The sequence below is a fragment of the Brevibacterium sp. Lmc1 genome (assembly GCF_057654315.1).
Genome location: NZ_CM172803.1, coordinates 4,022,397 through 4,034,659, shown reverse-complemented (window position 1 = coordinate 4,034,659; position 12,263 = coordinate 4,022,397). Strand labels below are relative to the sequence as shown.

The following is a 12,263-nucleotide window of genomic DNA, read 5'->3' as shown; positions in this document are numbered from 1 at the left end:
GCTTGTGCGAGGATGAAATCATGAGTGAAACACCGCCCGGGCCACCGCCACCGGGGCCGCTTCCGTTGCACGAGGAGGAACCGGTCCCGACGTGGACACGCGACTTTCTGCGCGTCCTCGGCTTCACCCTCTTCGGTGCGCTCTTCTTCACCTTCTTCATCTGGCTGGCCTCGACGGGGCTGATGTACCAGCGGAACATGACCGACAGAATTGAGGCAGACGGTCTCTGGGCAGGAATCATTGCTGGTGTATTTGCGTTGCTCTTTCCCTTCCTGTTCATGGAGCACAAGCGCAAGGACGACGGGTTCCGGCGTGAGGGTCTCGTCCCGCTTATTCTGCTCAGCGTCGTCGCTTCCGCAGTGACCGTCACGTTGGTGGCGCTGGTCTGGCCGTTCTTCCTCGGCGAGCGGGCCGTCCCCGGAACGGTTGCGACGGAACTCAACAGCGATCCGGCGAGCTTCTTCCTCGTCCTGCTCTTCTTCATCGGCGGAATGGCGTGGAGTATGTGTGTGGTGATGCCGATGATGATCGGCGGCTTCAAGGTCGCGCTGTGGCTCCTGCTGCCGTTTCTCGGATTCGTCTTCCTCATCGGCTTCGCCGGAGTGAGAGTCTTCGACAATCCGCCGAGCCTGCTCACCACGATGATCTGGGTGGCTGTGACGCTGACCGGCCTGGCGGTGCTGACCGTTCTGGCGATGCTGCGCAATGTCATCGACAAGTCCACGCCGCAGATGACCGCCGCCGAACGCGAAGCGGACTACCAAAGGTACCTGGAGGACAGGCGTCGGCGTGGACTGACGAACGAGAACCCGCTGCCGGGCATCGACGGACCTCAGCCGCCTCGGCGGTGAGTTGTCGGTATAGACGCGGCCGTTCCCACCTGGAAAGATGAACGCATGAGCGAGCCGACGAGCAACTGGACGACCGATCCCGCCCCACTTCTCCGTGCCGGGGAGGGATTCCGCCTCGGCGAGGTCGATCCCGAATCCACTCCCGGCTACGACGGGGACAAGAAGAGCGGGAAGAAGGATCTCGAGGCGCTGTCCGCTGGACTCAACGACCTGCAGGAGCGCCTCTTCGCTGCTCACCACGACGAGGACTCCGGCCCCGCTGTCCTCCTCGTCCTGCAAGCCATGGACACTGCGGGCAAAGGCGGAATCGTCCGCCACGTCGTCGGAGCCGTCGACCCGCAGGGAGTCGAACTCGCCGCCTTCAAGAAACCCACCGAGGAGGAACTCGCCCACGACTTCCTCTGGCGCATCCGACCGCGCGTGCCCGGGCCCGGCATGATCGGAGTCTTCGACCGCTCACACTACGAGGATGTGCTCATCGGCCGCGTCCGTGAACTCGCCGACGAGACCGAGATCGAGCGCCGCTACACCGCCATCAACGACTTCGAAGCCGAGTTGGTCGCGGCGGGAGTGCGCATCGTCAAGGTCATGCTCCACATCTCTCCGGACGAGCAGAAGGCGCGCCTGGCCGAACGTCTCGACCGGCCGGACAAGTACTGGAAGTACAACCCGGGTGACGTCGACGAACGACTCCTGTGGCCGGATTACATGGACGCCTATCAGGTTGTCTTCGACCGCACCTCCACCGAGGCGGCCCCGTGGTTCGTCGTGCCCGCGAACCGGAAATGGTACGCCCGCTTGGCTGTGCAGCGGCTGCTGCACGATGCCCTGGTCGACATCGACCCGCAGTGGCCCGCCGCCGATTTCGACGTCGAGGTCGAGAAGAAGCGGCTGGCCGAGAGCTGAAGCTCACCTCCGTACGGAACGTCGGGCCGCCTCGGCGAAGGATCGGCCGTGACGAGTCGGAAGGTCAGTCTCGACGGATGCTGAAGTCGACCTTCGTGGGGTGTTCGACGGTGCGGGAGACCGTGCAGTACTTGTCATGGGAGAGCCCGACGAGGCGTTCGACGCGGGCATCGGCCTTTCGGCCCTCCTCGTCGTCAGGGAATTCGAGGTCGAAATCGAGGTGGACGTTGTCCACACGGGAGGCGCCGTCTTCGTCGATCTTGTCTGCGGTCGCGGAGACGTCGAACTTCGTCGGTTCGGTGTGACGGCTGGTCACGGTGTCGACGTCGATCGACGAGCAGCCGGCGACGGCGGCCAGGAGCAGTTCGACGGGGGTCATGAGGCCTTCGCCGCGGCCGAATTCGATGCTTGCTCCGCTCGGGGCGGTGGCGCGGTAGTGGTTTTCGGCGATGCGGGTCAGTTCGATGCTGCGGATGTCTTCACTCATGGGGCCATGATGCCAGGTTTCGGAGGCCGCCGTTGTGGTCACGGTCGGCGGGCGGGTGAGCCCATGGTCACGGTCGGCGGTCGGGAGCCTCATCGGTCGTCGGCAGATGCGCTGCCTGCCACGCCTCAAAGCCGCCGATGACATCGGCAGTGCTCGTCAGACCCATCTGTCGCAGGTTCCACGCGGCCAGCGATGAGGAATAGCCGTGGCGGCAGATGAGGATCCACCGCCGATCGGTTCGATCGGCCTCGGGGATGCGCCAATCGAAGCCGGGGTCGAGACGCCACGGCAGCACGGTCAGGTCGATGGCGAGGGATCCGGGGATCGACGGAGCAGACTCGCGGTGGACCTCGGTGCGGACATCGACGATGATCGCCCCTTGCTGCTGCTCGATGAAGGCGGCGTGTGGAGTCAGCCGGTCGATCTCGGCGCGGGCGCGATCGAGCAGTGCCAACGAGCCGGGTCGGGCGACACCGTCAGCGAGCACCGAAGTCGACCTTGTCGGCTTCCTCGACCTTCGCGGTGCGACCCGGACCCGATTCGAATCCCCAATAGAGGTTCGTGTGTGAGACCACCTGCTCCGGTGGGGGAGCACCCCATTCGGTGAGATCCTCGGTGGTGTGGGCGTCGGAGACCAGCGTGACGTCGTAGCCGCGGGCGAATCCGCCGTGGATGGTCGAGCGCACGCAGGCATCAGATTGGGCACCGGTGACGACGAGGTGGCCGACGTCCTTTCCGGCGAGCACCTCCTCGAAGTCCGTGCCCTCGAATGTATTGCCGTGGGTCTTCTCGATGATCGCTTCGCCCTCAGCGGGGGAGAGCGTGTCGACGATCTGCCATTGCGGGGAATCGATCGGCAGCTCACCGGAGCTGTGCCGGACCCAGACCACCTCGGTGCCGGTGTTCCGGGCACGGTCGACGAGATCGGAGATCGTGGAAATGACCGATTCGGAGTTCCAACTGGCTTCCATGACGCCGTTTTGGACGTCGATGACGACAAGGGCGGAGTTCGGGCGGGTGGACGTCGGCGGTTGAGCTGTGGACATAAGATCCTCCTTGATCAAGGATCATTGTCCTCGCCTCGATCCCAGCAGACAAGAGGTCGGTGCCGGTCCGTTCCGCCGGTGTGAGAATGGGGGAGTGAGCGATTTCTCCGAGGACAACGGCGGTGCCGCCGGTCCGCGCCGTTTCAGCGTGCTTCGCAGTTGGAAGACTGCGCCCTATCTGATCGGATCGGGCACGGCGATGATGGGCGACAATATCGAGCACGTCATCACCTATTGGGTGCTGTGGCAGAAGTTCGAATCCCCGGCGCTCGTCGGATTCCAGCTCATCAGCCATTGGCTGCCCTTCCTGCTCCTGTCCGTCTATGCCGGGTCTCTGGCCGAACGCTTCGACTGCCGCCGCCTCATCCAGATCGGACAGATCATGTTCATGGTCGTGTCCCTGTGTTGGGGGATCCTCTTCCTCACGGACTCTCTGCAGCTGTGGCAGGCCTGCGTGCTGCTCGTCATCCATGGCCTGGCCGGATGTCTGTGGGGTCCTGCCGAGCAGATGATGCTCCATGACTTCGTCGATCGGAAGGAGTTGCCGAGCGCTGTCCGGCTCAATGCGACGTTCCGCAGCCTCGGCATCCTCTTCGGTCCCGTCGTCGGTTCCGCTCTGCTGCTCGGGGTCGGTGCCACGTGGGGCATCTTCATCAACATCGTCTTCTATCTGCCGCTGACGATCTTCCTCATTCGCACCCCCTTCACCGGGCATCTGCGCAGCGGAGGAGTGCGCACCGCGCGGACGACTCTCATCCAGTCGCTGCGGGTGCTCATCGACGTCCGCCACAATCGCGCGATCGTCGGCATGCTGTTGCTGGCCGCGCTCGCCTCGACGACGATCGGGGCGGTGCTGCAGACGGCGATGCCGGTGTTCGGCGACATCCTCAATCCGGTCGGCGGGGACAGTGACTTCACCTATGGCGTGCTGCTCTTCGCCATGGGTGCAGGAGGGGTGCTCGGGGGCTTCGGGCTTGAGGCGACCGGGTGGATCAAGGCCGTTCCGGCTGCCGCGGCACTGGCCGCCGCGGCGATGGGCATCAGCTCTCTGTTCTTCGCCCTGACCTCGCACCTGTGGCTGGCCGTCATCATGCTCGTCATCGCCGGAGTCTCGAAGATCACCGCCGAGTCGACCGAGATGGCGATCATCCAACTCGAAGCGCCGCCGGAGATCCGCGGCCGCGTCATCGGCTCCTATGCGACGTTCGGGCCGGGGATGCAGACCTTCTCCGGAGTCACCGTGGGAGTGCTCGGCACGATCGCCACGATTCCCGGAGCCGTCATCATCGGCGGCACGGTCCTGGCCATCGGAGCGGTGGCCATCGGCACCTACGCCATCACAGGAAGGCGCAACCCCCATGCCCCAATTGCTACCTGACGGGGGCGCAGCAACCTGGCGCCAGGTATCTGGGCCGCCGTCACCTGCTTCTGCGCGGGAATTCGGTGTGCCATCGCTCGGGTTCGCCCACGTCAAAGGCACACGACACGAGGCTCGACCGAGCGCAGCCGTCGACGTTCACGGTCCGGTCGGCGATCGTGAGTTCTGCTTCGTCGATGTCGAACGACGACAGGTGCTCAAGACCGTGCAGAATCCTCGGCTCATCCGCATGACCACCTCACTCGTCGACGACATTTTGACGATCACCCTGCCCGACGGGCGCTCTGCCACCGGGGTGCCAGCCGGCTCGGGTGAGCGCCTGACCTGCAATTACTGGAAGCGACCGGTCGACCTCGAACTCACTGACGGCCCGCATTCGGCACTCGCCTCCGAGTGGCTGGGAAAGCCGGTGCGGCTGGCCCGCGCACGTCGTGGAGACGTGATCTACGGAGCTGGCCTGTCGATCGTCACGACCGCGTCGATGAGGGAACTCGCCGATCGGTCGGGTCACCATGAGCTGCTTGATGAAGCCGCCCGCTTCCGGGCCACCCTCGTTCTCGACACGGACGAACCCTTCATCGAAGAGACCTGGCGAGGCCGGGACGTGACGGTGAACGTGCCGAACGCCGCCGCGCTGCGTGTGCGAATCGGGGATCCGATCGCGCGGTGTGCTGTCCTCGATCTCGACCCGATCACTGGGGAGCGGGGCAGCAATCTGCTCAAGACGCTTGTCGCCAACCGCCCGCGAAATGAGGCGGGTGAACCGTACTTCGGCGTCAACGCCGAGATCATCGAGACTTCTGCTGCTCCGGACACCTGAGCGGCCACGTCCCAATGCAGGTGACGGCGGCCCAGATACCTGGCGCCAGGTTGCTGCGCCGCCGTCAGGTAGCAATTAGGTGACGGCGCCGCGAACCTTGTGCGCCGGGGTGTCCCAGAGTCGGTTGTCGAGGATGTCGCGCAGGGCCTCGACGGTGTCCCACACCTCGGTGAACCCGATGTAGAGCGGGGTCAATCCGAACCGCAGCACCTCCGGCTCGCGGTAGTCGCCGATGATTCCGCGTTCGATGAGCGCGCTCATCACCGCGAATCCCTCGGGGTGGGTGATCGAGACCTGGGATCCGCGATGGGCGTGTTCACGTGGGGTGACGACCTCGACCGGGTGATCGGCCAATCGCTCATCGACGAGGTCGATGAACAGGTCCGACAGGGCCAGGGACTTCTCCCGGATCTGTTCCATGTCCACCCGCGAGTGGATGTCGAGGCCGAGCTCTGCCACGGACATCGACAGGATTCCCTGCGTTCCGGTGAGGTAGCGGCGGATACCGTCGGCCGGCCGGTAGTCCGGGGCCATATCGAAGGGCTGCGCATGCGACCACCACCCCGACAGAGGTTGGCTGAATCGGTTCTGCAGCGCCTCGGCGACCCAGATGAATGCGGGAGACCCGGGTCCGCCGTTGAGGAACTTGTACGTGCAGCCGATCGCCATGTCCGCCCCGGTTCCGGCCAGATCGATGGGCAGAGCACCGGCCGAATGGCACAGGTCCCAGATGACCATGGCTCCGCCGGAATGGATCGCCGAGGTGGTCGTGCCCATATCGAAGAGCCGACCGGTCCGGTAGTTCACATGGGTGAGGACGACGAGGGCCACCTCGTCGGACATCGTGGTCGGGAACCCTGCGGTGACTTCCTCATCGTCGACGAGGCGGACCTCATATCCGTCGCCGAGCTGCTCGGCCAATCCTTCGAGCATGTAGATATCGGAGGGAAAGTTCTCCCGCTGGGTGAGGATGACCCGCCGGTCCGAGGAGTCCTCGGCCTGCATCTTCAGCGCCGCCGAGGCGGCCTTGAACAGATTGATCGACGTCGTGTCCGTGACGACGGTCGACCCGGCCCCGCCGCCGACGAGCCCGGCGACCTTCTCACCCAGCTTTGCCGGCAGATCCCACCAGCCGGCGGTGTTCCATGACCCGATGAGGCCGGTGCCCCATTCGTCGGTGATGACTTCCTGGGCGCGTTCTGCGGCTCCCTTTGTGCGCGCGCCGAGAGAGTTCCCGTCGAGATAGATCGTGCCTTCCGGGAGCAGGAACTCCTCGCGGCAATCACGCAGAGGATCGTTCGCATCGCGTTGTTCGCAGTCCGCGCGGGTGATTGAACTCGGGGAGCCAGTTGAGTTCGCCGAGGTGGCTGTCCGGTCAGAGGTCGTCATCGTCGCCTTCCGCGTGGTGGGGGAACCGGTGGGTTCGTCTGCCTTCCAGGCTACCGTGCGTCGGCTGATGACGAATTGTGTTCTGCTCATGACGCCAGACGACGGCAGCCGACGGTGGGGAGGACGCCGCCGGGCGATCGTTTCTAGTCTGAGATCAGCACCGACCCGCACGATCTCGACCACACGCTCGACCATTCGATCAGGAGTCCACCCTCATGACTGCAGCCACCACCGAGTTCGACACGACCATCGCCATCAGCGACGAAGAACGCGCCACGCGACTGACCACGGCCGGAGAGGCATGGAACGAACGGCTGGCCGCCTCGGCGAAGAACGGGCAGCTGACGTTCTCGGCCTCGGGCACCGCCCGCGGTTCGGTGTCCTCGGTCATCACCGCCGGCCGCCACACCTTCACTGTCGACGAACCGACCCCGCTGGCCGGCGACGACGCCGCCCCGAATCCCGTCGAGTACGCCCTCGGCGCATTGATCTCCTGCCAGGTCGTCGTCTACCGCCTCTACGCCCAGAACCTCGGATTGACCATCGACGAACTTGATGTCAGCGCTGAAGGCGACCTGGATGTGCGGGGACTCTTCGGCGCCGATGAGACCGTGCGCCCCGGATTCTCGTCCGTGCGCGTGAGCGTCAACATCGCCGGACCCGACAGCAACGAGGACTACCAGAAGCTGCAGGAGACCGTGGACGCTCATTGCCCCGTCTTCGACATCTTCACCAACCCGACCCCGATCGACGTCACCGTCACGAAGACCAACTGACCTCCCAGGACTACCCGACGGCGGCACAGCAACCTCGCGCCAGGTTGCTGTGCCGCCGTCGGGTAGCAAATGGGTGTTGACAGGGGGTCTGGGCGCGGTAAGAATCGAAGTCCCACCGTCCAGCCATCCGGCTGTCGTGGACCGTCCGGTGTCGCGTCTCCCGATCCGCCGCCGTCACTGCAAGGGAGCAGTCATGACCCAGATCTTCGTCAACCTTCCGACCACCGACCTCGAGCGTGCCAAGACCTTCTACCAAGCCATCGGCGCCGAGGTGGTGCCCGAGTTCACCGATGACAATGCGTCGTGCATCAAATGGACCGATGACATCTTCTTCATGATCCTCACCCGGGACTACCTCGCCACGTTCACGGACAAACCGATCGTCGACCCGCACACCGCGGCACAGGCGCTGACTGCGATGAGCCGCGAATCCCGCGACGAGGTCGATGCGATGCGCGCCTCGATCCTCGACGCCGGCGGAGGGGAGAACAAAGAACCGCAGGACCTCGGGTTCATGTACGGCATCAGCATGACCGACCCCGACGGCAACATCCTCGAGTTCATGTGGATGGACCCGGCAGCAGCCGAGCAGGGTCCCGAGGCCTTCGAGCAGAACTGAGTATGATCAGCCCGAAACCGATCCGGGGCCGACTAGGAAGTCGAACTACCCGATGGCGGCCCAGCAACCCGGCGCGAGGTTGCTGGGCCGCCGTCAGATAGCAAATGGGGAGTTTGAGGGGCCCGAGGCGGTCTAGCCTGCTTGGGCGGCGAGCACCTCGAGCACGGAATCGCCGTAGCGGTCGAGCTTCTTCAGACCCACTCCGCTGACCTGACCGAGTTCGCTGATCGTCGTCGGCTTGACCTCGACGATGCCGTAGAGCGTGGCATCGGGGAACACGACGTAGGCGGGCACGCCCTGCTCCTTCGCCTGCTCTCCTCGCCAGGAGCGCAGTGCCTCGAACAGGGAGGCATCGGCGGGGTCGAGCTCGACCTCGGGGCCGCCTCGGCGACTTGATCCGGCCTTCTTCGCTCCGGCTTTCTTCACCGGGTCGACACGCAGTGAGATCTCCTCTTCTCCGCGCAGCACGGGGCCGGCGTTCTCGCCGACCACAAGCACACCGTAGTCACCATGGGATTCGAGGAGGCCGCGGGCGAGCACCTGCCGGATGACGGTCTTCCACTGGCTCTCGGACAGGTCGTCGCCGACGCCCCAGACGCTCAAGCTCTCATGGTCCGAGGCCCGGGACCGGTCATTGTCGTTGCCGCGCAGCACATCGATGACTTGGCCCGAACCGAAACGCTGCCCGCGTTCTCGGTCGAGGCGGATGACGGCCGACAGAAGCTTCTGCACGGCCACGGTCGCGTCCCAGGTCACTGGGGGTGTCATGCAGGTGTCGCAGTTGCCGCACGGTGCGGATTCCTCATCGAAGTACCGCAGCAGCTGCACACGTCGGCAGTCGACTGTCTCGCAGAGGGCGAGCATCGAATCGAGGTGGCTCATCTGGCGGCGTTTGAACACCTGGTCGCCTTCGCCGGATTCGATGAGTCGACGTTGGGAGACGACATCGCCGAGGCCGTAGACCATCCACGCATCCGCGGGCAGTCCGTCACGGCCGGCTCGACCGGTCTCCTGGTAGTAGCCCTCGACCGAGCGGGGCAGATCGAGGTGGGCGACGAAGCGGACATCGGGTTTGTCGATGCCCATGCCGAAGGCGATCGTGGCGACCATGACGATGCCGTCCTCGCGGAGGAATCTCGCCTGATTCTCCGCCCGCACCTCGGAGGGCAGCCCTGCGTGGTACGGCAGGGCTGTGAGGCCGCGGGCGACGAGTGCTTCGGCCAGCTGATCGACCCCGCGCCGGGACAGACAGTAGACGATGCCCGAATCCCCGGGGTGTTCGGTGGTGATGAAGTTCAGCAGCTGCGATCTCGCCGAGGCCTTCGGCTCGATCCGGTAGGTGATGTTGGGTCGGTCGAAGCTCGCGACGAAGTGGTCGGCGTCCTGGAGGTGGAGTCGTTCGGTGAGTTCGGCGTGGGTGGCCGGCGTGGCCGTGGCCGTCAGTGCGATGCGCGGGACATCCGGGAATCGTTCGGCCAGGACGCCGAGTCCCAGATAGTCGCTGCGGAAGTCATGTCCCCATTGGGACACGCAGTGGGCTTCGTCGATGGCGAACAGGGAGATCTGTGCCTGCTCGAGCAGTCGCATCGTCCGCGGCAGGACGAGACGCTCGGGCGCGAGGTAGAGCAGGTCGATCTCTCCGGCGAGCAGCTGCTGTTCGACCTGTTGGGCGGTCTCGAAATCGAGGGATGAGTTGAGATAGGCCGCCCGCACGCCGAGATTCTCCAGTGCCGCGACCTGATCGGCCATGAGTGCGATGAGCGGGGAGATGACGACACCTGTACCGTGCCTGACCAGGGCCGGGATCTGATAGCACAGGGATTTTCCGCCGCCGGTGGGCATGAGTACGACCGCATCCCCGCCGCCGACGACTTGGTCGACGATGGCCGCCTGCTGGCCCCGGAACTCTTCATAGCCGAAGACATCGTGGAGGACATCGAGGGCGGAGGTCGTGGCTGCGGAGGTCATGGCTCCCACCCTAGTTCACGTCACTGACCCGAACCTCCACCGGAGACAGCCCACAGCACCCGGCAATCCCATATTTAACGGCCCGCGAACCTCCGTGCCGCCACGAGGCCCAACACGCACACCACGGCCACAGCGACGGCGAAGACGACGGTCGCATTCGCCAGTCCCACCTCGGCGGCGAGGAATCCGGCACCGATCGCCGGAACCGACATGAACACATAGGCGAGGATGAAGTACGAGGTGGTCGCCTCGGTGCGGTGCTCGGGCGCAGTCACCGCGGTGATCGCGCGCATACCGGTCATGAAGACGAGCCCCTGCCCGGCTCCTGCCAACGCTGCGGAGACGATGAGCACCGGCAGCGACCCCGCCATGAGTGCGAAGACCAGTGCACCCATGCTCACGATCATGGTCACGGTCCCGCCGACGATGAGCAGGCGGTCGCTGAACCCGCGCAACAGCACCTGCGCGGTCGCCGAGGCGCCGAAGAGGAGGAACACAACAGCGCCGGTGACCGCGGTCGACGTCACGTGCAGGGTCTGACCGATGAAGCTCGGCGCGATCGCCGAATACAGCCCGCACACCGCGAAGCCGGTGATCGCCCCAGGTGAGGCGGCCAGGAACATGCGCTTCGCCGAGGCGGGAACCCCCGGCAGCTGCAACCGCACAGCCGTCGCCCCGCCGCGCGTCCGGTCCCGCACGAGGATGAGCGCCACCCCGGCGATGATGAGCATGATCGCATTGACGAGGAACGGCGTGAGCAGGGGAGCGGGAGCGAATCGGGCGAGCAGTCCGGAGGACAGGATCCCGAGTCCCAGCCCGCCCATATTCGCCGCCGTCGCCAAGGATCCGGCGAGTCGTTCGCGACCGGCCGGCGCGTTCTCGAGCACGGTGACGGTGGCGGTCGACGTGAAGATCCCCGCGGCCAGCCCGGACAGGACCCGGCCGGCCAACAGCAGGCCGATGTGGGAGCCGATGAGGAAGAGCGCCGCCGAGCCGATCGAGAAGATCACCCCGAGGCTGAGCACCGGCCGACGCCCCAGTCCGTCGGAGAGGCGACCGAAGACGACGAGCGCGCCGATGACACCGACCGCGTAGATCGCGAAGAGCTGAGTGGTGAATGCGGTGCCGAACCCGAACTGCTCCTCATAGAGCGGGTAGAGGGGCGTGGGCAGGGTGGTGCCCATCATGACGACAGTGAACACGTACACCGAGGCGGCCAATCCCCATCCCGTCGCGACGCGCGCTTCCGGGTGCCGCCGGTGTGCCGCCGCCGTTTCGTCGGCCACTACCGTACCCCTTTTCCGTCCGCAATCGTCGCTCGCCGAGGCGGCCCACCCCACCCATTGCCCCGATCGTCCGAGGACCGATCCGGTGCCCTTCGATCCTGACAGCTGTCTGCAGGCGGTGAACCGACTGCGATTGTACGCTGGAACTGAAAAGCCCATGCCTGCGTGAGCACATGGCGGATTGTGCGCACCCGCGAGAAGGAGCAGATTCCGATGACGACGACCCCGAACAGCCCAGCCGACACCGACCCGACCGCACCAGCGGATCCGACCCGACGTCGTGTGATGAAGACAGCGGGCGTGGCCGGAACGGTGGCGGTCATCGGCGGTTCCGTGGCGGCCACCTCGGCGTGTTCGTCCGACGAGGATGCGGAGCCGACGAAGGACTCGAGCCTGCCGGCATCCGACGTTCCTGTCGGTTCCGGCACCGTCATCGAGGACACCTACGTGATCACTCAGCCGAAGGAAGGCGAGTTCTTCGCGTTCTCATCGGTGTGCACCCACCAGGGCTGCCAGGTCACTCGCATCACCGAGGAGGCCATTATCTGCCCGTGCCATTCCTCGAACTTCTCGGTGACAACCGGAGAGGTGATCTCCGGTCCGGCCGAGGAACCGCTGCCGAAGTACGAGGTCTCCGAAAGCGGCGGCACACTGACCGTCAAGGGGCAGTAGGGCACATAGAGACCGACTCGGGCCGACGCGGGCCGCCGTGGTCGGCCGTTCGCGGAGCCGGGCAC

At 65.4% G+C, this 12,263-nt stretch carries 13 protein-coding genes; 7 read left to right on the top strand and 6 right to left on the bottom strand.

All coding sequences use genetic code 11. The features are described from left to right. Positions 1 to 20 precede the first annotated feature (20 nt). Positions 21 to 851, top strand: coding sequence for a hypothetical protein (locus tag AC239G_RS18085; RefSeq protein ID WP_487489449.1), 831 nt, complete (start codon positions 21 to 23; stop codon positions 849 to 851). A gap of 45 nt (positions 852 to 896) precedes the next feature. After that, positions 897 to 1,757 (top strand): PPK2 family polyphosphate kinase, encoded by an 861-nt coding sequence (locus AC239G_RS18080; protein ID WP_487489448.1) that lies wholly within the window; start codon positions 897 to 899, stop codon positions 1,755 to 1,757. A gap of 64 nt (positions 1,758 to 1,821) precedes the next feature. Here the strand turns inward: AC239G_RS18080 and AC239G_RS18075 are convergent, their stop codons facing one another. From AC239G_RS18075 to AC239G_RS18065, 3 genes are all read right to left on the bottom strand, one after another. Further along, positions 1,822 to 2,244 carry an OsmC family protein gene (locus AC239G_RS18075; protein ID WP_482400971.1) on the bottom strand — a complete coding sequence of 141 codons (423 nt, stop codon included), beginning with the start codon at positions 2,242 to 2,244 and terminating at the stop codon, positions 1,822 to 1,824. Between the two features lie 67 nt (positions 2,245 to 2,311). Beyond that, complete coding sequence (locus AC239G_RS18070) at positions 2,312 to 2,731, bottom strand: rhodanese-like domain-containing protein (protein ID WP_139467489.1); 420 nt, start codon at positions 2,729 to 2,731, stop codon at positions 2,312 to 2,314. Beyond that, positions 2,721 to 3,290, bottom strand: a complete 570-nt coding sequence (locus AC239G_RS18065; RefSeq protein ID WP_487489447.1) for a cysteine hydrolase family protein — start codon at positions 3,288 to 3,290, stop codon at positions 2,721 to 2,723. The genes AC239G_RS18070 and AC239G_RS18065 overlap by 11 nt, the downstream gene beginning before the upstream one ends. Positions 3,291 to 3,384: 94 nt before the next feature. Between AC239G_RS18065 and AC239G_RS18060 the strand changes: the two genes are divergently transcribed. Together AC239G_RS18060 and AC239G_RS18055 are read left to right on the top strand one after the other, a co-directional pair. Beyond that, positions 3,385 to 4,668 carry an MFS transporter gene (locus tag AC239G_RS18060; RefSeq protein WP_139467487.1) on the top strand — a complete coding sequence of 428 codons (1,284 nt, stop codon included), beginning with the start codon at positions 3,385 to 3,387 and terminating at the stop codon, positions 4,666 to 4,668. A gap of 67 nt (positions 4,669 to 4,735) precedes the next feature. Next, positions 4,736 to 5,488, top strand: coding sequence for an MOSC domain-containing protein (locus tag AC239G_RS18055; protein ID WP_482400969.1), 753 nt, complete (start codon positions 4,736 to 4,738; stop codon positions 5,486 to 5,488). Between the two features lie 75 nt (positions 5,489 to 5,563). Here AC239G_RS18055 and kynU read toward each other — a convergent pair whose 3' ends face one another. Then, positions 5,564 to 6,967, bottom strand: a complete 1,404-nt coding sequence (gene kynU, locus AC239G_RS18050) for a kynureninase (RefSeq protein ID WP_487489446.1) — start codon at positions 6,965 to 6,967, stop codon at positions 5,564 to 5,566. 125 nt (positions 6,968 to 7,092) lie between these two features. Between kynU and AC239G_RS18045 the strand changes: the two genes are divergently transcribed. Then, on the top strand, positions 7,093 to 7,653 hold the full coding sequence (locus AC239G_RS18045) for an OsmC family protein (protein ID WP_139467485.1): 561 nt from the start codon (positions 7,093 to 7,095) through the stop codon (positions 7,651 to 7,653). Between the two features lie 193 nt (positions 7,654 to 7,846). Continuing rightward, entirely contained in the window at positions 7,847 to 8,272 is a 426-nt protein-coding gene (locus tag AC239G_RS18040; RefSeq protein WP_139909362.1) for a VOC family protein, read from the top strand. A 132-nt stretch (positions 8,273 to 8,404) separates the two neighbouring features. On the opposite strand, the gene recQ is transcribed toward AC239G_RS18040, so the two are convergent. Continuing rightward, complete coding sequence (gene recQ, locus AC239G_RS18035) at positions 8,405 to 10,240, bottom strand: DNA helicase RecQ (RefSeq protein ID WP_487489445.1); 1,836 nt, start codon at positions 10,238 to 10,240, stop codon at positions 8,405 to 8,407. A gap of 74 nt (positions 10,241 to 10,314) precedes the next feature. Then, entirely contained in the window at positions 10,315 to 11,526 is a 1,212-nt protein-coding gene (locus AC239G_RS18030) for an MFS transporter (protein WP_487489444.1), read from the bottom strand. Positions 11,527 to 11,739: 213 nt separating this feature from the next. Here AC239G_RS18030 and AC239G_RS18025 point away from each other — a divergent pair, with 213 nt between their 5' ends. Next, on the top strand, positions 11,740 to 12,198 hold the full coding sequence (locus AC239G_RS18025; protein WP_139467482.1) for a Rieske (2Fe-2S) protein: 459 nt from the start codon (positions 11,740 to 11,742) through the stop codon (positions 12,196 to 12,198). The last annotated feature ends 65 nt before the right edge of the window (positions 12,199 to 12,263 follow it).